At 40.5% G+C, this 22965-nt stretch carries 22 protein-coding genes; 11 read left to right on the forward strand and 11 right to left on the reverse strand.

Annotation, left to right across the window (positions count from 1 at the left end):
- Positions 1–7: 7 nt before the first annotated feature.
- Together FEE42_RS06715 and hchA are read right to left on the reverse strand one after the other, a co-directional pair.
- Positions 8–982, reverse strand: a complete 975-nt coding sequence (locus FEE42_RS06715) for an NAD(P)H-quinone oxidoreductase (RefSeq protein WP_077582052.1) — start codon at positions 980–982, stop codon at positions 8–10.
- 76 nt (positions 983–1058) lie between these two features.
- On the reverse strand, positions 1059–1928 hold the full coding sequence (gene hchA, locus FEE42_RS06720; protein WP_077582053.1) for a glyoxalase III HchA: 870 nt from the start codon (positions 1926–1928) through the stop codon (positions 1059–1061).
- 196 nt (positions 1929–2124) lie between these two features.
- Here hchA and FEE42_RS06725 point away from each other — a divergent pair, with 196 nt between their 5' ends.
- Positions 2125–3027, forward strand: coding sequence for an AraC family transcriptional regulator (locus tag FEE42_RS06725; RefSeq protein ID WP_077582054.1), 903 nt, complete (start codon positions 2125–2127; stop codon positions 3025–3027).
- A 51-nt stretch (positions 3028–3078) separates the two neighbouring features.
- On the opposite strand, the gene greB is transcribed toward FEE42_RS06725, so the two are convergent.
- Positions 3079–3558 carry a transcription elongation factor GreB gene (gene greB, locus FEE42_RS06730; protein ID WP_077582055.1) on the reverse strand — a complete coding sequence of 160 codons (480 nt, stop codon included), beginning with the start codon at positions 3556–3558 and terminating at the stop codon, positions 3079–3081.
- Positions 3559–3669: 111 nt separating this feature from the next.
- Here greB and FEE42_RS06735 point away from each other — a divergent pair, with 111 nt between their 5' ends.
- Positions 3670–5979 (forward strand): Tex family protein, encoded by a 2310-nt coding sequence (locus tag FEE42_RS06735; RefSeq protein WP_059366005.1) that lies wholly within the window; start codon positions 3670–3672, stop codon positions 5977–5979.
- A gap of 183 nt (positions 5980–6162) precedes the next feature.
- On the forward strand, positions 6163–7779 hold the full coding sequence (gene pckA, locus FEE42_RS06740) for a phosphoenolpyruvate carboxykinase (ATP) (protein ID WP_164027978.1): 1617 nt from the start codon (positions 6163–6165) through the stop codon (positions 7777–7779).
- A 191-nt stretch (positions 7780–7970) separates the two neighbouring features.
- Here pckA and aspA read toward each other — a convergent pair whose 3' ends face one another.
- A complete protein-coding gene (gene aspA / locus FEE42_RS06745) occupies positions 7971–9389 on the reverse strand; it encodes an aspartate ammonia-lyase (protein ID WP_164027979.1) in 1419 nt (472 codons plus the stop codon).
- A gap of 222 nt (positions 9390–9611) precedes the next feature.
- Here aspA and FEE42_RS06750 point away from each other — a divergent pair, with 222 nt between their 5' ends.
- The 8 genes from FEE42_RS06750 to galU all read left to right on the forward strand — a co-directional run bounded on the left by FEE42_RS06750 (position 9612) and on the right by galU (position 18175).
- Positions 9612–9902: a co-chaperone GroES gene (locus FEE42_RS06750; RefSeq protein WP_018356907.1), complete on the forward strand. Its 291-nt coding sequence runs from the start codon at positions 9612–9614 to the stop codon at positions 9900–9902.
- 56 nt (positions 9903–9958) lie between these two features.
- Positions 9959–11602, forward strand: coding sequence for a chaperonin GroEL (gene groL, locus FEE42_RS06755; protein WP_164027980.1), 1644 nt, complete (start codon positions 9959–9961; stop codon positions 11600–11602).
- A gap of 109 nt (positions 11603–11711) precedes the next feature.
- Positions 11712–12260 carry a YecA/YgfB family protein gene (locus FEE42_RS06760; protein WP_164027981.1) on the forward strand — a complete coding sequence of 183 codons (549 nt, stop codon included), beginning with the start codon at positions 11712–11714 and terminating at the stop codon, positions 12258–12260.
- A 29-nt stretch (positions 12261–12289) separates the two neighbouring features.
- A complete protein-coding gene (gene pepP, locus FEE42_RS06765) occupies positions 12290–13588 on the forward strand; it encodes a Xaa-Pro aminopeptidase (protein WP_164027982.1) in 1299 nt (432 codons plus the stop codon).
- A gap of 93 nt (positions 13589–13681) precedes the next feature.
- The gene (gene uspA / locus FEE42_RS06770) at positions 13682–14107 is read left to right on the forward strand and encodes a universal stress protein UspA (RefSeq protein ID WP_059366011.1); all 426 of its coding nucleotides are present in this window, start codon (positions 13682–13684) and stop codon (positions 14105–14107) included.
- A 261-nt stretch (positions 14108–14368) separates the two neighbouring features.
- A complete protein-coding gene (gene alaS / locus FEE42_RS06775; protein ID WP_059366012.1) occupies positions 14369–16993 on the forward strand; it encodes an alanine--tRNA ligase in 2625 nt (874 codons plus the stop codon).
- An 80-nt stretch (positions 16994–17073) separates the two neighbouring features.
- Entirely contained in the window at positions 17074–17268 is a 195-nt protein-coding gene (gene csrA / locus FEE42_RS06780) for a carbon storage regulator CsrA (protein ID WP_059366013.1), read from the forward strand.
- A gap of 19 nt (positions 17269–17287) precedes the next feature.
- A complete protein-coding gene (galU, locus tag FEE42_RS06785; RefSeq protein WP_059366014.1) occupies positions 17288–18175 on the forward strand; it encodes a UTP--glucose-1-phosphate uridylyltransferase GalU in 888 nt (295 codons plus the stop codon).
- 332 nt (positions 18176–18507) lie between these two features.
- Here the strand turns inward: galU and rplQ are convergent, their stop codons facing one another.
- From rplQ to secY, 7 genes are all read right to left on the reverse strand, one after another.
- On the reverse strand, positions 18508–18891 hold the full coding sequence (gene rplQ / locus FEE42_RS06790) for a 50S ribosomal protein L17 (RefSeq protein ID WP_059366015.1): 384 nt from the start codon (positions 18889–18891) through the stop codon (positions 18508–18510).
- Positions 18892–18931: 40 nt separating this feature from the next.
- Entirely contained in the window at positions 18932–19915 is a 984-nt protein-coding gene (locus FEE42_RS06795) for a DNA-directed RNA polymerase subunit alpha (RefSeq protein ID WP_059366016.1), read from the reverse strand.
- Positions 19916–19946: 31 nt separating this feature from the next.
- Positions 19947–20567 (reverse strand): 30S ribosomal protein S4, encoded by a 621-nt coding sequence (gene rpsD / locus FEE42_RS06800; protein WP_059366017.1) that lies wholly within the window; start codon positions 20565–20567, stop codon positions 19947–19949.
- 29 nt (positions 20568–20596) lie between these two features.
- Positions 20597–20986, reverse strand: coding sequence for a 30S ribosomal protein S11 (gene rpsK / locus FEE42_RS06805; RefSeq protein ID WP_005543603.1), 390 nt, complete (start codon positions 20984–20986; stop codon positions 20597–20599).
- 12 nt (positions 20987–20998) lie between these two features.
- A complete protein-coding gene (rpsM, locus tag FEE42_RS06810) occupies positions 20999–21355 on the reverse strand; it encodes a 30S ribosomal protein S13 (RefSeq protein WP_059366018.1) in 357 nt (118 codons plus the stop codon).
- A gap of 140 nt (positions 21356–21495) precedes the next feature.
- On the reverse strand, positions 21496–21609 hold the full coding sequence (rpmJ, locus tag FEE42_RS06815; RefSeq protein ID WP_005625868.1) for a 50S ribosomal protein L36: 114 nt from the start codon (positions 21607–21609) through the stop codon (positions 21496–21498).
- 30 nt (positions 21610–21639) lie between these two features.
- Positions 21640–22965 carry a preprotein translocase subunit SecY gene (gene secY, locus FEE42_RS06820; protein WP_059366019.1) on the reverse strand — a complete coding sequence of 442 codons (1326 nt, stop codon included), beginning with the start codon at positions 22963–22965 and terminating at the stop codon, positions 21640–21642.

The following is a 22965-nucleotide window of genomic DNA, read 5'->3' on the forward strand; positions in this document are numbered from 1 at the left end:
CGGCTTATTAAAACGCCAATAAAATCTTGCCAATATGCGTGCCTTTATCCATTTCTCTATGTGCTTGTGTAACTTCTCTGAAGTCATAGCACTTGTGTAAAATAGGTTTAGCAATTTCCCCTTTAGCAAGTTTGTCCCATACATTTTCCAACAGAGATTGAGCAATTACCGCTTTTTCTTCCGCTGTTCTACCGCGCATGGTCGAACCGGTGAGGGTAGCTCGTTTTACTGCAATGTTGAGCAAATCAACCTGTTCCGCAATATGTCCCCCCATAAAACCGATCAGGAAAATCCGCCCGTCTTTATTGAGAATGTCAAGGTTTTGTGCAAAATAGCTTGCGCCCACTAAATCCAGTACACCATCAACCCCTGTTTGATATTGACGAATCCTTTTCACAAAATTTTCAGTTTTATAGTTGATTGCAATTGCCCCAAATTGTGCTACCGCCTCACATTTTTCTGCATTTCCTACTGTTGCAAAAGTTGTTATCCCAAGGCTTTTTGCGATTGCCAATGCCGTAATCCCAATGCCGCTGGTTCCGCCATGCACAAGCAGGCTTTCACCCGGTTTCATTTGCTGTTGCATAAAAAGATTCGCCCACACGGTGAAAAACGTTTCCGGTAGCATTGCAGCCTCTTGCAAGGTATAGCCTTTCGGAAGCGGCAAAACTTGCCCTGCTTTAACCACACAATATTCCGCATAGGCACCACCGTCAGTTAAAGCACAGACAAGATCACCAATATTAAAATTTTTTACCTCTTTCCCTAATGCCACCACTTCACCTGAAAGTTCTAATCCCATGATCGGTGTTACATCTTTTGGCATTGGGTATAAACCTTGACGCTGCATAATATCCGGACGATTTACTCCCGCAAATGCTACTCTCACTAACAGTTCATCAGCTTTAGGTTGCGGAATGCGCGCATGTTCGATAAATAATACGCTGGGATCGCCCGCTTCACGCATATTGATTTGTTGCATATTCATCACATTTAACTAATTCTATTATCTAAAACAAAAATGCCGTTGAAATCAACGGCATCGGAAAAGGATTAAATTATTTCAAACCCACAGATTTTAATAATTCTTCGGCGGCTAAAATACCAAGTTTATTGCCTGCTAACGGGCTATCACCTGTTAATAGATTACGGTCTTTGTGAACCTGACCGCTAATGCCTTGATTCATCACTTTCATCCCTAATTGTTCCAAGCGAGCGGCTAATAACCAAGGTAATTTACCGGGCATATAACCGATATCAATGTTTGCGCCTTCATCCAACGCATCCGGGAAGACACATAGTTCATAGCCTTTGAATGGAAAATCCGCCTCGTGCTTATCAATTGCAGCTGCCGCTAATGCCGCCGGGCCGTGACAAAGGGTGATGATAAATTTATTGGTCGCCATCGCCCAATCCAATAGCCGTTTTACTTCACGGCTTTCCGGAATTTTATTAAATGTGCCATGACCGCCTGGAATTAATACCGCCACATAAGGTGAATTTTCAGCGGTAACTTCATCAATGATATCCGCTAATTTTGCCGGTTTATCTAATTTCGGCAAATACTCATTGTAGATGTCAGCGACGGCTTGATCTTCTGCCGGCATTGCCCACATTTCAAATTTTGCGTGATTGCCTGAGAGAGTCGCCACATCAATTTCAAAACCGGCTTTATGAATATGAAGCATCGGTAATAAGGTTTCTACCGGATGATTCCCCGTTGAAAACCATTTACCGTTTTGCATTTGTAAATAGCGTTCATCGGTGGCAATCATCAGTACTTTTTTATCGCCTTGGTAACGTGTTTCGAACTTCACACCGTCAAAATCAGTTTTTGGGCTGGTGTATTGCGATAATGAATATTCTGATGGGAAATAAGCATTGTGTTCTGCAAAATCACGTACAGGTTGTTTGCTTAATTCAGTCATTGTAAAGCTCCTATTTTGCTATTGTTTATACGGTTGTATGAACCGCCACGTATTATAACGAAAGCCAAATACAAAACACTTGCCTAAAATGATATTTTTATTGCCTTTTCTGATAAATTTCAAATTTAGAACTCTACTCTTACCTTGATTTTAATTAAAATTTTCAGAAAATTTAGTTCATGAGTTATTGTAGAAAATGACAATTTCAAAAACACCTGAGAAATTGACCGCACTTTACCATCAACTGGTTACAAAAGTGTTGCCTTATATGCCGAAAGAAGGGCGTATTCATACCAAAATAGAAGGCTTGAGTTTTTATCGCCACGACCATCCGAATTATTCATTACCTTGTGTACAACCGCTTGGTATTGTCGTAGCCCTTCAAGGACGAAAGGAAATTTCTCTGGAGAACGAGCATATTTGTTATGAAGTGGGACAGATTTTGTTTATTGGTGCGAATATTTCAGGCTTTGCTTATATGCCGGAATGCTCGTTCAATAAGCCTTTTTTAGGTTTAGCGTTAGAATTTGATTTTAACCAACTTTCTCACTTGGCGTGTACATTGGCACTGAACAATAAAAATACGCAGCAACACAATACGCCCAATCGTATTTTCAACCTGTTTGATGCCAATGAAAAGCTGCTTGAAAGCCTTTCCCGACTGGTAGATACCCTACAAGAGGAAACACTTATCCGCCCTCTTGCAGAACTGATTAAGCAGGAAATTGCTTTACGGATTTTTCATGCTCATCCGGAATTGGTGACATTATTAAAAGATGGCACTGCAACACATAAAATTATTGAAACGATGGCCTGGATGAAACAGCATCTGCAATCAAAAAATACGCTTTCAAGCCTTGCCGAACGGGCATTGATGAGTGAATCTGCATTTCGCCAACATTTCCGCGCTATTGTCGGCATTAGCCCGATGAAATTCCAAAAACAGTTACGCCTACAGCAAGCTCGTGTGTTGATTTTGCAAGAAAAACGCCCGATTGCTGAAGCAGCAAGCTTAGTCGACTACGAAAGTCCCTCGCAATTTTCGCGTGAATATAAACGATTTTTTGGGGTGACAGCAAAAGAAGATCGGATCGAATAAAAAGAGCGGTTAAAATTTGCCTTAAATTTCAACCGCTCTTTAGTGCTGTGCCTAACTTTCCTCATACCAAATACGGTTCACATAAAGGGTTATGCGTCCGGAAGGGGTTTCTACACTCACTTCATCATCAATGGTTTTACCAATCAAGGCTCGAGCCACAGGTGAATCAATGGAGATCCAGTTTTTCGCCGGCTCAAACTCATCGCAACCGACCAAACGATATTGTTTTACCTCCCCCTCGTCATCTTCTAATTCCACCCACGCGCCAAAAAAGACTTTGCCCTCTTGCTTAGGGTTGTAATCCACAATTTGTAAAACCTCTAAACGTTTGGTGAGAAAACGCACACGGCGATCAATTTCCCGTAATCGGCGCTTGCCGTAAATATACTCGGCATTTTCACTGCGATCGCCTAACGCTGCCGCATCAGAAACCGCCTGAGTGACTTTTGGGCGTTCTTCTTTCCACAAAAATTTGAGTTCTTTATCTAAGCTGTTCCAGCCTTGACGTGTGATGTAGTTTGATTTTGCCATTTATTTTATAAAGGTCGGAAAATTTATTGAATTATATTTGAGCCAAGTTATCAAAACCAGTATTCTATTTCCGATTTTCATTAACTTTATTTTCAACAAAGACGTATTCCGATGTTAAATCAACAAATCAGTCAAATTATCGCAACAGAGCTTAACGTTGCACCTAATCAAATTCTCGCCGCCATTCAACTTGTCGATGACGGCAACACCATTCCATTTATTGCACGTTATCGTAAAGAGGCCACCGGTGGTTTAGATGATACTCAACTACGCCATTTTGAAACCCGTTTAGGCTATTTACGTGAGCTTGAAGAACGCCGTCAAAGTATTTTGAAATCTATTGATGAGCAAGGCAAACTCAGCGATGAATTGCGCGCACAAATCGAAGCAACCCAAAGCAAAACCGAGCTTGAGGATTTGTATTTGCCCTATAAGCCTAAACGCCGTACAAAGGGGCAAATCGCCATTGAAGCGGGGCTTGAACCTCTCGCCGAGTTACTTTGGAACGAGCCAAAAAATGATCCGGAAACGACCGCACTTTCTTTTGTGAATGCCGAAAATGGCGTGGCAGATGTCAAGGCCGCCTTGGATGGCGCACGCTATATTTTAATGGAGCGTTTTGCCGAAGATGCGCAATTATTGGCAAAAGTGCGACAATATTTGCAGCAAAATGCCCAACTTGAAGCGAAAGTGGTTGAAGGAAAAGAGCAGGAAGGCGCGAAATTCCAAGATTATTTTGACCATCAAGAATTGCTGAAAAATGTGCCCTCTCACCGTGCCTTGGCGATGTTCCGAGGGCGTAATGAAAGCATTTTACAACTAACTTTAAACGCAGATCCTGAGGCAGAGGAAGGGGTGCGCCACAGTTATTGTGAAGACATTATTCGAGAACATTTGGGCGTGCGTTTCAGCGGTCAGCCGGCGGATAAATGGCGTGAGCAAGTGATTGCATGGACATGGAAAATCAAAGTGTCCTTGCATTTAGAAACAGAATTGATGGGAGCATTGCGTGAAAAAGCGGAAGAAGAAGCCATTGATGTTTTCGCCCGAAATCTGACCGCACTTTTAATGGCAGCACCTGCCGGCTCAAAAAATACGATGGGGCTTGATCCGGGATTACGTACCGGTGTGAAAGTTGCCGTTGTGGATAACACGGGGAAATTATTGGATACCGCCACCATTTATCCCCATACCGGTAGTGAGAGCGAATCCACAATGACCTTATTTAATCTCATTCACAAGCATAATGTTGAACTTATTGCGATTGGTAATGGTACGGCCTCCCGTGAAACGGAACGTTTTGCGAAAGAAGTGATTAAAGAAATCAAAGACAATAAACCGCAAACCGTAGTAGTGAGTGAGGCGGGCGCCTCGGTTTATTCCGCCTCAGAATTTGCCGCGAATGAATTCCCGCATTTAGATGTTTCTTTGCGTGGCGCGGTATCCATTGCACGCCGATTACAGGATCCGTTGGCTGAACTGGTGAAAATCGAACCTAAGGCGATCGGTGTGGGGCAATATCAACACGATGTCAATCAATCTCAATTAGCGCGTAAATTGGATGCGGTCGTTGAGGATTGTGTGAATGCGGTAGGCGTTGATTTAAATACGGCTTCCGCCCCACTACTCGCTCGTGTCGCAGGAATGACAAAAACCTTGGCGCAAAATATTGTGGCTTATCGTGATGAAAACGGTCGTTTTGACAGCCGTGAGCAACTAAAAAAAGTGCCTCGTCTCGGACCAAAAGCCTTTGAACAATGTGCCGGTTTTATGCGCATTGCAGATGGGAAAAATCCGCTGGATGCCTCAGGCGTTCATCCGGAGGCTTATTCATTGGTAGAAAAAATCTTACAAGCGACCCAACAGTCCATTCAAGAATTAATGGGAAGCCATACTGTGCGCCAGCTGAATGCTGCACAGTTTACTGATGAGCGTTTTGGTTTACCGACGGTACAAGATATTTTCAAAGAATTGGAAAAACCGGGGCGTGACCCTCGTGGCGAATTTAAAACGGCTACTTTTATTGAGGGCGTGGAAGACATTTCGGATTTAAAAGCCGGCATGATTTTAGAAGGCACGATTACGAATGTCACCAATTTTGGCGCGTTCGTCGATATTGGCGTACATCAGGACGGGCTGGTACATATTTCATCACTTAGTGATAAGTTCGTGGAAGACCCACATCAAGTCGTGAAAACCGGCGATATTGTGAAAGTCAAAGTATTAGATGTGGATATACCGCGTAAACGCATTGCACTGACAATGCGATTGGATGAAAGTGCGGTAAAAAATACTGATAAATCCGACCGCACTTTATCGGCAAAACCTCGGGGCAATACTGCACGCCAAGAGCGTAATCCACGTGGCAATAGCTCAATGGGTAATGCTTTTGCGGATGCACTAAAAAATTGGAAAAAATAATCGATATTTATAGGGGAATGTACATATTCCCCTTATTTTTTTCATTTTGCCCGTCAAACCAACTCTAAATAGGTAGAAATTAATGTGAATTTTCAAAAATGAGATCAAGTTAACATTTTTTCTGATTTACTTTCTTTAAAATAGCGCGTAGCTAAATTTTAATCTTTTATACAGAGGTGACTTATGACAGACTTAAACAAAGTAATTAAAGCGCTTGAAACCCTTGGTATTTATGACGTAAAAGAAGTTGTCTATAACCCAAGCTACGAGCAATTATTTGAGGAAGAAACCAAACCCGGATTGGAGGGTTTTGAAAAAGGGACATTAACCAATACCGGCGCCGTAGCCGTTGATACCGGTATCTTTACCGGCCGTTCACCGAAAGATAAATATATTGTTTTGGATGAAAAAACCAAAGATACCGTTTGGTGGACATCCGAAGCCGCAAAAAATGATAATAAACCGATGAATCAAGCGACTTGGCAAAGCTTAAAAGACTTGGTGACTAAACAACTATCCCGTAAGCGTTTGTTTGTCGTTGATGGTTTCTGCGGCGCGAGCGAAAAAGATCGTATCGCCGTTCGTATCGTCACTGAAGTGGCATGGCAAGCGCATTTTGTGAAAAATATGTTCATCCGTCCAACAGAGGAACAACTGAAAGACTTTGAACCTGACTTTGTCGTAATGAACGGCTCAAAAGTGACCAATCCAAACTGGAAAGAACAGGGTTTAAATTCTGAAAATTTTGTTGCGTTCAATTTAACTGAGGGAATTCAATTAATCGGCGGTACTTGGTACGGCGGTGAAATGAAAAAAGGGATGTTCTCCATGATGAACTACTTCCTACCGTTAAAAGGCGTAGGTGCAATGCACTGCTCCGCGAACGTTGGTAAAGATGGTGATGTTGCTATTTTCTTCGGGTTATCCGGTACCGGTAAAACGACGCTTTCAACCGATCCGAAACGTGAATTAATCGGTGATGATGAACACGGCTGGGATGATGTCGGTGTCTTCAACTTTGAAGGCGGGTGCTATGCCAAAACCATTCATCTTTCTGAAGCAAACGAGCCGGATATTTATCGTGCAATCCGCCGTGATGCGTTGTTAGAAAATGTTGTTGTACGTGCTGACGGTTCTATTGATTTCGATGACGCATCAAAAACCGAAAATACACGTGTATCTTACCCGATTCACCATATTGATAATATCGTTAAACCGATTTCCCGTGCAGGCCATGCAACTAAAGTGATTTTCTTAACGGCTGATGCTTTTGGTGTTTTACCGCCGGTTTCTAAATTAACACCGGAACAAACCAAATACTATTTCTTATCTGGTTTCACTGCAAAATTGGCAGGTACGGAACGAGGCATTACCGAGCCAACGCCAACTTTCTCCGCCTGTTTTGGTGCGGCTTTCCTAACTCTGCACCCGACACAGTATGCTGAAGTGTTGGTAAAACGAATGGAAGCGGCAGGTGCAGAAGCCTATTTAGTCAATACCGGTTGGAACGGCACGGGCAAACGTATCTCGATTAAAGATACCCGAGGTATTATTGACGCTATCTTAGACGGCTCAATCGAAAAAGCGGAAATGGGTAAATTACCAATCTTTAACTTAACGATTCCAAAAGCGTTGCCGGGCGTCGATTCTGCGATTTTAGATCCGCGTGATACCTATGCCGACAAAGATCAATGGCAAGCAAAAGCGAAAGACTTGGCGGGTCGTTTTGTGAAAAACTTTGAAAAATATGCAACCAATGCTGAAGGTAAAGCATTAATCTCAGCAGGCCCTGAAGCATAATCGGAAAATATCTTAGATAATTCAACCGCACTTTTCAGTGCGGTTTTTTTCGTTAAATTTCGGCTCACACCAACAAGTCCCCCTCTAATTTTTAATCTCCACGACACAAAACTTAGGTAACGTTGACTGTATTTTTACCAATAAAAAAGTGTGGCCAACTTGACCACACTTGGTTCTCTTAACTTATAAAACTATTTATTTAATTTCGCCTTATAAGTCGGATTCATCAGGTTCTCAACAGAGAGAATATCATCTAATTGTTCTGCGGTGAGTAATCCTTTTTCTAACACGACTTCGCGTACACCCTTACCGGTTTCGGCACAAATTTTACCGACTAAATCACCATTATGGTGGCCAATAAATGGGTTTAAGTAAGTCACAATACCGATTGAGTTAAACACATAGTTTTCGCAAATTTCTTTATTTACGGTGATTCCGTCAACACATTTATCACGTAAATTGACACAAGCGTTAGTTAAAATGTCGATAGATTCAAACATAGTTTGACCGATTACCGGTTCCATTACATTTAATTGTAATTGACCCGCCTCAGAGGCAAAAGTCACGGTAGTATCGTTACCAATCACTTTAAAGCAGACTTGATTTACTACTTCAGGCACAACCGGATTCACTTTTGCCGGCATAATGGAAGAACCGGCTTGCAACTCAGGAAGATTGATTTCTTTTAATCCTGCACGCGGACCGGAAGAAAGTAAACGTAAGTCATTACATACTTTAGAAAGTTTTACTGCGGTGCGTTTTAATGCACCGTGTACCATGACGTAGGCCCCGCAGTCAGAGGTTGCTTCAATTAAGTTTTCAGCTAATACGCACGGTAAACCGGTTACTTCCGCAAGGTGTTTCACAGCAAGTTGCGCGTAACCTTGTGGTGTGTTTAAACCGGTACCGATCGCCGTCGCACCAAGGTTAACCTCAAGTAATAATTCGGCGGTACGTTTTAAATTACGGACTTCTTCTTCAAGCAATATTGCGAAGGCTTTAAATTCTTGTCCTACGGTCATTGGCACCGCATCTTGCAACTGAGTACGCCCCATTTTCAGTATGTTATTGAATTCTTTTGCCTTGTTTTCAAACCCTTCTTGCAGGTATTGAATTTTATCAACCAGTTTTAAAATACTGTTATATACCGCAATACGGAAGCCGGTAGGATAAGCATCGTTAGTCGATTGACTAGCGTTCACGTGATCCATTGGATCTAAGAATTGATATTCCCCTTTTTGATGGCCCAGTTTTTCCAACGCAAGATTAGCAACCACTTCATTGGTATTCATATTTACCGAAGTGCCCGCACCGCCCTGATACACATCTGACGGAAATTGATCAAGACATTTACCGGTCGTCAAAATTTCATCGCTGGCTGAAACAATCGCTTTTGCGATATCTGCCGGAATAGCGCCTAACTCGCCGTTCGCTAAAGCGGTCGCTTTTTTTACCATCACCATACCACGTACAAATTCCGGTACGTCAGAAATGGTCACATTAGAAATATTGAAATTTTCAACCGCTCTTAGCGTATGGATCCCCCAGTAAGCATCCGCCGGTACTTCACGTTCACCCAATAAATCCACTTCTTTTCTAAATTGTGTCATTTTTCTCACCTATTTGAGTTAATTAACCTGCCAACATTATAGAAATTTTCATAAGAAAAAAATTGATTGAGATCACATTTTTGAATGAGGCTTCAAGACATATTTTCATCATTCAAATTAGTTTTTTTAGGGCTAAAAATTTTTAAATTTTTCTCTTGAAAGTAAAATTTTTATTCCCATATAAGGTGGGAATTTCACATTTTTTAAAGAAGGAAATTAATCATGAATATTCGTCCATTACACGATCGTTTGATTATCAAACGTGAAGAAGTTGAAACCTTATCGGCAGGCGGTATCGTATTAACCGGCTCTGCGGCGACAAAATCAACCCGTGCAAAAGTATTAGCAGTGGGAAAAGGTCGTATTTTGGAAAACGGCACAGTTCAACCTTTGGATGTTAAAGTAGGTGATACGGTGATTTTCAATGACGGTTATGGTGTGAAAAGCGAAAAAATCGACGGAGAAGAAGTATTAATCATCTCTGAAAGCGATGTTTTGGCGATTGTTGAATAAAACTTCACAAAACATCACCGCACTTTGAAACAAATTAAATGAAAGGAAACAATAAAATGGCAGCAAAAGACGTAAAATTTGGTAATGATGCGCGCGTAAAAATGTTAAACGGCGTGAACGTATTAGCGGATGCAGTGAAAGTAACTCTTGGTCCGAAAGGTCGTAATGTTATTTTAGATAAATCATTCGGAGCGCCAACCATCACTAAAGATGGTGTCTCTGTAGCGCGTGAAATTGAATTAGAAGATAAATTTGAAAACATGGGCGCACAAATGGTGAAAGAGGTTGCCTCTAAAGCCAATGATGCCGCAGGTGACGGTACAACCACCGCAACCGTTCTTGCACAGGCAATTGTCAGCGAAGGCTTAAAAGCCGTAGCGGCAGGCATGAACCCCATGGATTTAAAACGCGGTATTGATAAAGCAGTCAGTGCGGTTGTTTCTGAGCTTAAAAATCTTTCTAAACCTTGCGAAACGTCAAAAGAAATTGAACAAGTAGGGACAATTTCGGCAAATTCAGACAGCGTTGTCGGTCAATTGATCGCACAGGCGATGGAAAAAGTGGGTAAAGAAGGTGTAATCACCGTGGAAGACGGTACCGGTTTGGAAGATGAACTTGCCGTAGTAGAAGGGATGCAATTCGATCGCGGTTATCTCTCTCCGTACTTTATTAATAAACCGGAAGCCGCAATTGTTGAATTAGACAACCCATACATTTTATTGGTAGATAAAAAAATCTCCAATATCCGTGAACTACTACCGGTATTGGAAGCCGTAGCGAAAGCAGGTAAACCATTACTCATCATTGCTGAAGATGTGGAAGGTGAAGCACTTGCAACTTTAGTCGTGAATACCATGCGCGGTATTGTAAAAGTGGCAGCGGTAAAAGCGCCGGGCTTTGGTGATCGTCGTAAAGCAATGCTACAAGATATTGCTATCTTAACGGCAGGTACCGTAATTTCCGAAGAAATCGGTATGGAGCTTGAAAAAGCGACATTAGAAGATCTTGGTCAAGCAAAACGTGTTGTAATCAATAAAGATAATACAACCATTATTGACGGTATCGGCGACCAAACGCAAATCAATGGTCGTGTCGCACAAATTCGTCAGCAAATCGAAGAATCCACGTCTGATTATGATAAAGAAAAACTTCAAGAACGTGTGGCTAAATTAGCCGGCGGTGTTGCTGTTATCAAAGTTGGTGCGGCGACCGAAGTAGAAATGAAAGAGAAAAAAGACCGTGTTGACGACGCATTACACGCCACTCGTGCGGCAGTAGAAGAAGGTATCGTTGCCGGCGGCGGTGTTGCGCTGGTTCGAGCAGCGTCTAAAGTTGCGACAACATTAAACGGTGATAACGAAGAACAAAACGTGGGAATCAAACTTGCGTTACGCGCAATGGAAGCACCTTTACGTCAAATCGTGACTAACGCGGGCGAAGAAGCCTCTGTGGTTGCAAGCGCAGTAAAAGCCGGTGAAGGCAACTTTGGTTACAATGCCAGCACTGAACAATATGGCGATATGTTGGAAATGGGTATCTTAGATCCAACCAAAGTAACCCGTTCTGCATTACAATTTGCCGCATCTGTAGCAGGTTTGATGATTACTACGGAATGTATGGTAACCGAGCTACCAAAAGATGAAAAAGCAGACTTAGGCGCCGGTATGGGCAGCATGGGTGGTATGGGCGGAATGATGTAATCGCCACCTATCATCAAATAAAAAGTGCGGTCGTTTTCCAATGGAAAGCGATCGCTTTTTTATTTATAAAGGTTTACACTGAAAAGAATTTTTATCATGGAAATAAATAATGACAATTGCTCAAAACGAACTTAACAAACAACTCCAATCTGCCGGTATCGGTATTAACGCAACGGAACTTCACGGCTTTCTAAGCGGATTAATTTGTGGTGGCGTCAAAGATCAAAGTTGGCAACCACTGCTCTACCAATTTACTCACGATAATCACGCTTATCCGACCGCACTTTTAGAACAAGTAAGTGAACTTTATCAAACAATTTCTGAAACATTGGCAGATGTCGAAAGTTTTTCTTTTGAATTGGGATTAATTGAGAGCGAAAATGTATTCACACGTGCAGATAGCCTATCCGAATGGTCAAATCATTTTTTACTCGGATTAGGATTAGCACAGCCTCATTTAGACAAAGAAAAAGGTGAAATCGGTGAGGCCGTAGCTGATTTACATGATATTTGCCAATTGGGCTATGATGAAAACGATGATGAAGAGGAAATGAACGAAGCGCTTGAAGAAATCATTGAATACGTAAGAACTATCGCAACATTGTTCTACACACAATTTAATCAAGCATCAAACACGGAAAAACCAGTATTACACTAACGAAAAAACACACATAAAAGGAGAGAAAAATGGATCTTGCGTATATGCTCGAATTGCCCCAAGAAGAATTTATTGAACGTCGGAAACGGGTTTTGGCAAACATGCAGCCTCATTCTGCGTTGTTACTGTTTTCCGAAATTGAAAAACGTCGCAACAATGATTGTACTTTTCCCTTTCGCCAAGATAGCTACTTTTGGTATTTAACCGGTTTTAATGAGCCTAATGCCGCTTTGCTATTAGTGAAAACCGCACAATCGGAAAAGGCGATTATCTTTCTTCGACCGCGAGATCCTTTACTTGAAACTTGGAATGGGCGTCGTTTAGGTGTTGAACGAGCCCCACAAAAACTCAAGCTAGACGAGGCCTACTCTATTGATGATTTTAATGCCGTTTTTCCTAAAATGACCAAAAATCTGACCGCACTTTATTATATGCCTGAATTTCATTTATGGGGAGATAAGCTGCTTTCAGAAAGTGCGGTTAATTTTACGGAGGTTTTGGATTGGAGTCCTATGATTAGCGAAATGCGTCTGATTAAATCCCCCAATGAAATCCGCTTAATGCAACAAGCAGGGCAAATTAGCGCATTAGCACATATTAGAGCAATGCAAAAAACACGCCCTAATCGTTTTGAATATGAAATTGAAAGTGAAATTTTGCACGAATTTAACCGCCATGGCGCACGTTTTGCATCTTACAATTCGATTATCGCCAGTGGAGATAATGCCTGTATTTTGCATTACACAGAAAATGATCAACCCTTGAAAGAAGGCGATTTAGTTTTAATTGATGCCGGTTGTGAATTTGCGATGTATGCAGGGGATATTACACGCACATTTCCAGTCAACGGTAAATTTAGCCAAGCTCAACGTGAAATCTACGAACTCGTTCTAAAAGCACAAAAACGCGCTATTGAATTATTAGTACCGGGTAATTCAATAAAGACTGTGAATGATGAGGTGATCCGCATAAAAGTGCAGGGCTTAGTTGAGTTAGGTATTTTACATGGAAATGTAGAGGAACTCATTGAGCAGAAAGCCTACCGTCAATTTTATATGCACGGATTAGGCCATTGGCTCGGCTTAGACGTACACGATGTAGGTGAATATGGCGAAGAACGCAGCCGCACTTTAGAAGTTGGCATGGTGATTACAGTGGAACCCGGTTTGTATATTTCCGAAGACGCCTATGTGCCGGAACAATATAAAGGAATTGGTGTACGTATTGAAGATAATTTATTAATGACGGAATACGGCAATAAAATCTTAACAGCAGCGGTACCAAAAGAAATCGAAGAGATTGAAAATCTAATGGAAAAAGACCGGTAATTTCTCAAAATGTGATCTAGAGCAAGTTTTTTTAAATGGTGAAATGCTACTATCCTAGCAGAGTAAATAAGTCCAACAGATAAGGAGTCGATTATGTATAAACATGTTTTAGTCGCCGTGGATCTTTCAGATGAAAGTGAATTCTTAGTAAAAAAAGCGGTAGGAATTGCAAAACGTCATGAGGCGAAACTTTCAATCATCCACGTAGATGTAAACTTTTCGGATCTTTATACCGGATTGATTGATGTCAATATGTATTCTATGCAAGATCGAATTTCAAGTGAGACTCAAAAAGCATTGTTGGAACTCGCAGAGCAAGCTGATTATCCTATTTTAGAGAAATTGAGCGGTAGTGGTGATCTCGGACAGGTGCTGACCGATGCGATAGAACAGTATGATGTTGATTTATTGGTTACAGGTCATCACCAAGATTTTTGGAGTAAGTTAATGTCTTCAACACGCCAAGTAATGAATACGATTAAAATTGATATGTTAGTCGTTCCACTTCTTGACGATTAAATAACAGTTGTTGCCTATTTTTAAACTAAAAAATAAACTTCAACCGTACTTCTTGCATTATGTAGTGAAGTGCGGTTTTTATTTTTAGATTTTAGCGGATATTTTATCTAATGACATTTTTCCACAAGGAAAATAACAAATCGCTCAAATAACAAACAACATTAGATAATCACACGTAAAAAGTTTTTATAAACTCAAAAAATATGCAACAATGGAGCGCTTTACTTTTTAACTTTAAATTATTTTTACAACGGGTTTATGATGAAAACGACAGCGGAAATTAGACAATCGTTCCTTAATTTCTTTCATAGTAAAGAACACCAAGTGGTCGCAAGTAGCTCGCTTGTACCTGAAAATGATCCAACGTTACTTTTTACCAATGCGGGAATGAACCAATTCAAAGATGTATTCTTAGGTTTGGACAAACGCCCTTATTCGCGTGCGACAACGGCTCAACGTTGTGTGCGTGCCGGTGGTAAACATAATGACTTAGAAAACGTAGGTTATACCGCTCGCCACCATACTTTTTTTGAAATGTTGGGTAACTTCAGCTTTGGTGATTACTTTAAACATGATGCGATTAATTTTGCTTGGGAATTTTTAACCTCACCGCAGTGGCTTGGCTTACCGAAAGAAAAATTGTGGGTAACCGTTTATGAAACGGATAATGAAGCCTACGATATTTGGAATAAAGAAGTTGGCGTGCCAGCAGAGCGCATTATCAGAATCGGAGATAACAAAGGTGCACCTTATGCCTCGGATAATTTCTGGGCAATGGGAGATACCGGCCCTTGCGGTCCTTGTACTGAAATTTTCTATGATCATGGCGAGCATATTTGGGGCGGACCTCCGGGCTCACCGGAAGAAGATGGCGATCGTTACATCGAAATTTGGAATGTTGTATTCATGCAATACAATCGTTTGGCTGATGGAACAATGGAAAAATTACCACGTCCATCGGTGGATACCGGTATGGGCTTAGAGCGTATTGCCGCAGTGCTACAACATGTCAATTCAAACTACGATATTGATATTTTTAAAACATTAATCGCAAAAACCGCAGAAATTGTTGGCACAACCGATCTAGCCAATAAATCACTTCGTGTAATTGCAGACCATATTCGTTCTTGTGCCTACTTAATTGCAGATGGCGTCATTCCATCGAATGAAGGACGTGGGTATGTATTACGTCGCATTATTCGCCGTGCAGTGCGTCATGGACACTTACTTGGTGCAAAAGACGCATTTTTCTACAAATTGGTACCTACTTTGATTGAAGTGATGGCGGAAGCCGGTCAAGATATCAAAGAAAAACAAGCAAATGTCGAAAAATTACTGCGTTTGGAAGAAGAGCAGTTTGCTCGCACATTGGAGCGTGGTTTAACCCTTTTAGATGAAGCACTTTCTGAAGTGAAAGATGGTGTGCTTTCCGGTGAAATCGCTTTCAAACTTTATGATACCTATGGTTTCCCATTGGATTTAACCGCTGATGTATGTCGTGAGCGTAATATTACTATTGATGAAGCGGGATTTGAACGTGAAATGGCAGCGCAGCGCACTCGTGCCCAAGCAGCAAGCCAGTTCGGTGTAGATTACAATAATGTCATTCGTGTTGAGGGCGAAACACAATTTGAAGGCTATACCGAATCGGAATCTTTAGCAAAAATCACCGCACTTTTCCATGACGGCAAATCGGTAGAACAGATCTCCTCCGGTCAAAGTGCTGTAGTTGTATTAGAAAATACACCATTTTATGCAGAATCAGGCGGCCAAATTGGCGACAGTGGTTACTTAACTATAGAAGGCGTTGCTTTTAATGTGAAAGACACCCAAAAATATGGTCAAATATTTGGACATATTGGTGAATTAGAGCAAGGATCATTGTCCGTTGGACAAACTGTGAAAGCGGTAGTAGATATTGAGCGCCGTAACCAAACCGCACTTAACCACTCTGCAACACACTTGCTACATGCTGCCTTACGCCAACTATTAGGAACTCATGTTGCACAAAAAGGTTCTCTTGTTTCAGAAGCAGCCTTACGTTTTGATTTTTCACATCCGGAAGCACTGAATAAAGAACAGATCTCGGAAATAGAACGCCTTGTAAACCAAAAAATACGCGCAAATTTCCCAATTCAAACAGAGATTATGGGAATTGAAGTCGCAAAAGAAAAAGGGGCTATGGCACTGTTTGGTGAAAAATATGGCGATCAGGTTCGAGTATTAACAATGGGAGATTTCTCTATTGAACTATGTGGAGGTATTCACGCAAAACGAACCGGAGATATAGGTTTATTTAAAATTACAACAGAAACGGCTGTTGCTGCAGGAATTCGCCGAATCGAAGCAGTAACCGCAGAAAATGCGATCAATTGGATATTAAAACAACAGGATATTTTGAACCAAAGTACAGAATTGCTAAAATCAGATACAAATACTCTTGTAGATAAAATCCAGCAACTTCAGGATAAAGCAAAGAAACTAGAGAAAGAACTTCAAAGTTTAAAAGAAAAAGCAGCAGTACAGGCTGGCTCTGATTTAGTCAAAAGTGCGGTCAAAATTAATAATGTTTCCGTTATCCTTCGTCAATTAGATGGTGTTGAGACAAAATCACTGCGGGTGCTGGTTGATGATTTAAAAAATCAGCTTGGTTCCGGTGTTATTGTGTTTGCATCTATTTTGGATGAAAAAGTTAATCTTATTGTTGGTGTAACAAAAGATTTAACCACTAAAATAAAAGCCGGTGAGCTTGTGAATTTAATGGCGCAGCAGGTTGGCGGTAAAGGTGGCGGTCGCCCGGATATGGCAATGGCAGGAGGCTCCCAACCGGAAAATGTGACAGAAGCCTTAATTGTTGCCCAGAGCTGGCTAAATGAAAATCTGTAGTACAATCCTTGGTTGGTCGGATGCCAACCATTTTTTGATTGATAGGGATATCTAATAAATGCGACCTAGGGAGATAAAAGATGTTAATCTTAACTCGTAAAGTTGGCGAAAGTGTACTTATTGGAGACGATATTTCTATCACAGTTTTAAGTGTTCGCGGAAACCAAGTAAAGCTTGGCGTACAAGCACCTAAAGAAGTATCTGTTCACCGAGAAGAGATTTACCAACAAATAAAAAAGAAACAAGATGAACCATCTTCTGATGATTTATCTTAATTATTATGGATTTTAATATATGAAAGTGATCATTCCTGTTGCCGGTTTAGGCACTCGTATGTTACCTGCCACGAAGGCAATTCCAAAAGAAATGCTTACATTGGTAGACAAACCATTAATCCAATATGTAGTAAGTGAATGTGTTGCTGCCGGTATTAAAGAGATTGTGCTCGTTACTCATTCATCAAAAAATGCTATAGAAAACCATTTCGATACATCTTTTGAACTTGAAACAATGTTGGAAAAGCGTGTAAAACGCCAACTTTTAGAGGAAGTTCGTTCTATCTGTCCTAAAGATGTAACCCTTATACATGTACGTCAAGGTAATGCAAAGGGTTTAGGGCATGCTGTATTATGTGGACGTCCAGTAGTAGGCAATGAACCTTTTGCTGTTGTGCTACCGGATGTACTACTTGCCGATTTTAGCGCAAATCAAAAAAAAGAAAATTTGTCCGCTATGATTAAACGTTTTAATGATACTCGATCCAGTCAAATCATGGTGGCTCCCGTCAATCAGGAAGAAGTGAGTAGTTATGGTATTGTTGATTGCGGCAATGTAGAAGTAAAAGATGGGGAAAGTGCTAAAATTGAAAACATTGTTGAAAAACCTTCAATTGAAGATGCCCCATCTAACCTTGCGGTAGTCGGTCGTTATGTATTTTCTTCTGCGATTTGGGATTTATTAGAAAAGACCCCAGTTGGAGTAGGCGATGAAATTCAATTAACCGATGCGATTGATATGCTTATTGAGAAAGAAAATGTCGAAGCATTCCATATGACCGGTACCTCTTTTGATTGCGGTGATAAAATCGGTTACATGCAGGCCTTTGTTGAATACGGTATTCGACATGAAAAATTAGGTAAAGATTTTAAAATATTTATTAAAAACCTTGCCAAGAGCTTATAAAAGTTATGAAAAGAGCGGTAAATTTTACCGCTTTTTTATTATCCTAGCCTCATAAGATACTACAAGGCAAATATAGAGCTTGATAAATTAAAGGTGAGTATTTTTGACTGGTTTCTCTGATAGATAGCATCAAAGCTCCACAAATTTCAAATCAAACATCCTATGAACATTCAGTAAAACCTATGCTATGAGTTTTACTCTAAATTTTCTATTTTTTCGATATAAATTATATTCTATAAAAATAGAATTGATCATATCTATCCTACCTATGAACTCCAAATAATAAAAAGCTCGCAGATTCGCGAGCTTTTTTACTTTATTATTCAACTAAATTATTCTGTCACTGTTTCTACAGCTTCTGGGCGCTCAACTAACTCAATGTAAGCCATTGGAGCATTATCACCTGCACGGAAACCACATTTTAAAATACGGGTGTAACCACCTGCACGCTGAGCAAAACGTGGGCCCAATTCATTGAATAATTTCGCAACAGTATCAATGTTACGAGTACGAGCGAATGCCAAACGACGGTTTGCAACGCTATCTTCTTTTGCTAATGTAATTAACGGTTCAACTACACGACGTAATTCTTTAGCTTTAGGCAAAGTTGTCTTGATAATTTCGTGACTAACTAACGCACTGGCTAAATTACGGAACATCGCTTGGCGATGGCTGCTATTACGGTTTAGTTGACGACCACTCTTACGATGGCGCATGATCTTATCCTTCTAAGAAAAACCTTAATCTATGACCAAATTAGTCTTCAGCAATACTTGCTGGCGGCCAATTCTCAAGGCGCATACCAAGTGACAAGCCACGTGAAGCAAGTACATCCTTAATTTCAGTAAGCGATTTCTTACCGAGATTAGGTGTTTTTAATAACTCAACTTCTGTACGTTGTACTAAGTCACCGATATAGTGAATTGTTTCTGCTTTCAAACAGTTAGCAGAACGAACTGTCAACTCTAAATCATCTACAGGACGTAATAAAATCGGATCAAACTCCGGTTTTTCTTCCTTAATTTCAGGCTGACGAACATCACGTAAATCAACGAATGCATCAAGTTGCTCTGCTAAGATTGTTGCTGCACGACGAATTGCTTCCTCAGGATCCAACGTACCATTTGTTTCTAAATTAATAACTAATTTATCCAAGTCCGTACGTTGTTCAACACGGGCTGCTTCAACATTATAAGAAATGCTTTCAACAGGGCTATAACAAGCATCAACAAGTAAACGACCAATTGGACGTTCATCTATTTGAATGCGAGTTGAAGCTGGAACATATCCTCTACCACGCTGAACGCGAATACGCATACTAATCGAAGCATTTTCGTCAGTTAAGTGACAAATCACATGGTCTTGATTTACAATTTCAACATCCCCATCATGGGAGATATCCGCTGCAACAACAGGGCCAATTCCAGATTTATTTAGTGTCAGAATAACATCATCTTTATTCTGTACTTTGACCGCTAGACCTTTAAGGTTTAAAAGCACTTCAAGAATATCTTCTTGAACACCTTCCTTACTACTATACTCATGCAGTACTCCCTCGATCTCTACTTCAGTTACAGCACAACCCGGCATTGAAGATAGAAGAATACGACGTAATGCATTACCTAGAGTATGACCAAAGCCACGCTCTAACGGTTCAAGGATCACCTTAGCATGTGTTGAGCTAATCTGCTCAATATCTACTAAACGTGGTTTTAAAAATTCTGTAACAGAACCCTGCATTTTATCCTCTCTTTACTTTTAAGCTTCACTACTATTTAGAGTAAAGCTCAACGATCAGATGTTCATTAATATCTGCTGATAAATCAGAACGTTCAGGAATACGTTTAAAAACACCTTCCATTTTAGCTACATCAACTTCTAACCAAGTTGGCTTCTCTCTTTGTTCTGCTAATTCTAATGACGCCTTAATACGTGCTTGTTTTTTAGATTTTTCTCTAACAGCAATAACATCATTAACTGCAACTTGGAAAGATGGGATATTCACAACACGACCATTTACCACGATCGCTTTATGACTTACTAACTGACGAGCTTCTGCTCGAGTTGCAGCAAATCCCATACGATAAACAACGTTATCTAATCTACCTTCCAATAACACTAATAAGTTTTCACCAGTGTTACCTTTTAAACGATTCGCTTCTTTATAGTAGTTACGGAACTGACGTTCTAAAATACCATAAATACGACGAACTTTTTGCTTTTCACGTAACTGACTACCATAGTCAGATAAACGCGGTTTACGAGCACCATGTTGACCTGGTGCTGTATCAATTTTACATTTTGAATCGATCGCACGCACACCTGATTTAAGAAATAAATCAGTGCCTTCACGACGGCTCAGCTTGAGTTTAGGGCCCAAATATCTTGCCATTTTCTTTCTCCAACTATCCTATTACGCCATTAAACACGACGTTTTTTCGGTGGACGACAACCGTTATGAGGAATCGGGGTTACATCTGTAATGTTCGTGATACGGAAACCCGCTGCATTTAATGCACGAATTGTTGACTCACGACCTGGCCCCGGACCTTTAACCATAACTTCCAAGTTCTTTAAGCCGAATTCTTTAACAATTTCAGCACAACGTTCAGCAGCAACTTGTGCAGCAAACGGAGTTGATTTACGAGAACCACGGAAACCTGAACCACCAGCAGTTGCCCATGCTAAAGCATTGCCTTGGCGGTCGGTAATAGTAACGATTGTGTTATTGAAAGATGCGTGAATATGAGCTACGCCATCTACAACTTGTTTTTTTACACGTTTACGTGCACGAACTGGTGTTTTAGCCATTATTTACCCCGACTATTTTTTGATCGGCTTACGAGGACCCTTACGGGTACGCGCGTTTGTTTTAGTACGTTGACCACGTACAGGTAAACTACGACGATGGCGTAAACCACGGTAACAACCTAAGTCAAGAAGACGTTTGATGTTTAGTGTTACTTCACGACGTAAGTCACCTTCAACGGTAAATTTACCAACTTCGTCACGCAGTTTGTCAATCTGCTCTTCAGACAACTCTCTGATCTTAACATCTTCGGCAATCCCCGCAGCAGCACAAATAGCTTTTGAACGAGTTTTACCGATACCATAAATTGCAGTTAAAGCAATTACAGTGTGTTTATGATCAGGAATGTTAATGCCTGCAATACGGGCCACTATGCACTCCTATATTCTAAATTAATTGATATTCTGATCTTGAAAAGCCCGTTTCAGGATACTCAAACAGAATATCAAGGATGTAAATGAGTTGGGCAGTATAGCTGCTCAACTGGTTCTTTGCAAGAAAAAGTTATCAATTAACCTTGACGTTGCTTATGTTTAGGGTCGCTACATAATACACGCACAACACCTTCACGTTTAACAATTTTACAGTTACGACACATTTTCTTTACGGAAGCACGAACTTTCATTGCTTATCCTTTTTTACGTTAATTGGACAATTATTGTCCTAACCCCTTGAGGTTTGCTTTTTTCAATGCAGATTCATATTGAGACGACATTAAGTGACTTTGAACCTGTACAATGAAATCCATAATTACAACGACAACGATCAATAATGATGTTCCACCGAAGTAGAATTTAACATCCCAAGCCGATGTCATAATATAAGGAACCAAACAGACAAACGTTACATAAAGACCACCAATTAAAGTTAGTCGGGTCATTACTTTATCAATGTAACGCGATGTTTGCTCACCCGGTCTAATTCCTGGGATAAATGCACCAGATTTTTTTAAGTTATCTGCCGTATCACGCGGGTTATATTGCATTCCAGTGTAGAAGAAACTGAAGAAAATAATTGCAATTGCATAAACAAGCAAATATAAAGGTTGACCAGGATTCAACAGCATTGATAAATTATTCAACCACTCAAATTTATCATTTTGACCAAACCATTGCGTCAATGTTGCAGGAAATAAGATAATGCTGGATGCAAAGATTGCCGGCATTACATTTGCCATATTAACTTTTAACGGTAAATGTGTTGAATGTCCACCTAAGATCTGACGACCTTGCTGACGTTTAGCATACTCAATCCGAATTCGACGTTGTCCTCTTTCTACAAAAACAACAAAATAAGTTACTGCAAACACAATTGCAGCTATTAGCAAAAGAACTAATGGATGCATTTGTCCTTGGCGAGCCTGCTCAATTGTTTCTAGAATAGCAGTAGGCAATCCTGCTACAATCCCTCCGAAAACAAGAATCGAAATACCATTACCAATTCCCCTCTCTGTAATTTGTTCACCTAACCACATTAAAAATATAGTACCAGTTACTAAACTTACTATCGAGGTAAAATAAAAACTGAATCCAACATTTGGAACCAGTCCAGGTAACATATTTGGTAAACCCGTAGAGATCGCAACAGCCTGAATAGTCGCAAAAACTACCGTGGCATAACGAGTATACTTGGTAATCTTTCTCTGACCAGCTGCTCCTTCTTTCTTCAATTCAGCTAGAGCAGGAGAAACCGTTGCTAACAATTGAATCACGATAGATGCCGAGATGTACGGCATAATCCCTAGCGCAAGAATTGATGCTCGACTTAATGCACCACCAGAGAACATGTTAAACATATCAATGATGGTACCTTTTTGTTGTTCAACTAATTGAGCGAGTACGGCTGCATCAATACCAGGAACCGGAATAAATGAACCAATACGATAAACAATAAGTGCACCTAAAACAAAAAGCAATCTACTTCTTAGCTCACTTTTACCACTATTGGTACTTCTAGCTTGATAACCTGGTTGTTTAGCCAT

The sequence above is a fragment of the Rodentibacter caecimuris genome, assembly GCF_010587025.1.
Taxonomy (GTDB): domain Bacteria; phylum Pseudomonadota; class Gammaproteobacteria; order Enterobacterales; family Pasteurellaceae; genus Rodentibacter; species Rodentibacter caecimuris.

Coding starts and splice junctions, on each gene's coding strand:
- FEE42_RS06715 (WP_077582052.1), bottom strand. CDS start 982: ATGCAACAAATCAATATGCGTGAAGCGGGCGATCCCAGCGTATTATTT.
- hchA (WP_077582053.1), bottom strand. CDS start 1,928: ATGACTGAATTAAGCAAACAACCTGTACGTGATTTTGCAGAACACAAT.
- FEE42_RS06725 (WP_077582054.1), top strand. CDS start 2,125: ATGACAATTTCAAAAACACCTGAGAAATTGACCGCACTTTACCATCAA.
- greB (WP_077582055.1), bottom strand. CDS start 3,558: ATGGCAAAATCAAACTACATCACACGTCAAGGCTGGAACAGCTTAGAT.
- FEE42_RS06735 (WP_059366005.1), top strand. CDS start 3,670: ATGTTAAATCAACAAATCAGTCAAATTATCGCAACAGAGCTTAACGTT.
- pckA (WP_164027978.1), top strand. CDS start 6,163: ATGACAGACTTAAACAAAGTAATTAAAGCGCTTGAAACCCTTGGTATT.
- aspA (WP_164027979.1), bottom strand. CDS start 9,389: ATGACACAATTTAGAAAAGAAGTGGATTTATTGGGTGAACGTGAAGTA.
- FEE42_RS06750 (WP_018356907.1), top strand. CDS start 9,612: ATGAATATTCGTCCATTACACGATCGTTTGATTATCAAACGTGAAGAA.
- groL (WP_164027980.1), top strand. CDS start 9,959: ATGGCAGCAAAAGACGTAAAATTTGGTAATGATGCGCGCGTAAAAATG.
- FEE42_RS06760 (WP_164027981.1), top strand. CDS start 11,712: ATGACAATTGCTCAAAACGAACTTAACAAACAACTCCAATCTGCCGGT.
- pepP (WP_164027982.1), top strand. CDS start 12,290: ATGGATCTTGCGTATATGCTCGAATTGCCCCAAGAAGAATTTATTGAA.
- uspA (WP_059366011.1), top strand. CDS start 13,682: ATGTATAAACATGTTTTAGTCGCCGTGGATCTTTCAGATGAAAGTGAA.
- alaS (WP_059366012.1), top strand. CDS start 14,369: ATGAAAACGACAGCGGAAATTAGACAATCGTTCCTTAATTTCTTTCAT.
- csrA (WP_059366013.1), top strand. CDS start 17,074: ATGTTAATCTTAACTCGTAAAGTTGGCGAAAGTGTACTTATTGGAGAC.
- galU (WP_059366014.1), top strand. CDS start 17,288: ATGAAAGTGATCATTCCTGTTGCCGGTTTAGGCACTCGTATGTTACCT.
- rplQ (WP_059366015.1), bottom strand. CDS start 18,891: ATGCGCCATCGTAAGAGTGGTCGTCAACTAAACCGTAATAGCAGCCAT.
- FEE42_RS06795 (WP_059366016.1), bottom strand. CDS start 19,915: ATGCAGGGTTCTGTTACAGAATTTTTAAAACCACGTTTAGTAGATATT.
- rpsD (WP_059366017.1), bottom strand. CDS start 20,567: ATGGCAAGATATTTGGGCCCTAAACTCAAGCTGAGCCGTCGTGAAGGC.
- rpsK (WP_005543603.1), bottom strand. CDS start 20,986: ATGGCTAAAACACCAGTTCGTGCACGTAAACGTGTAAAAAAACAAGTT.
- rpmJ (WP_005625868.1), bottom strand. CDS start 21,609: ATGAAAGTTCGTGCTTCCGTAAAGAAAATGTGTCGTAACTGTAAAATT.
- secY (WP_059366019.1), bottom strand. CDS start 22,965: ATGGCTAAACAACCAGGTTATCAAGCTAGAAGTACCAATAGTGGTAAA.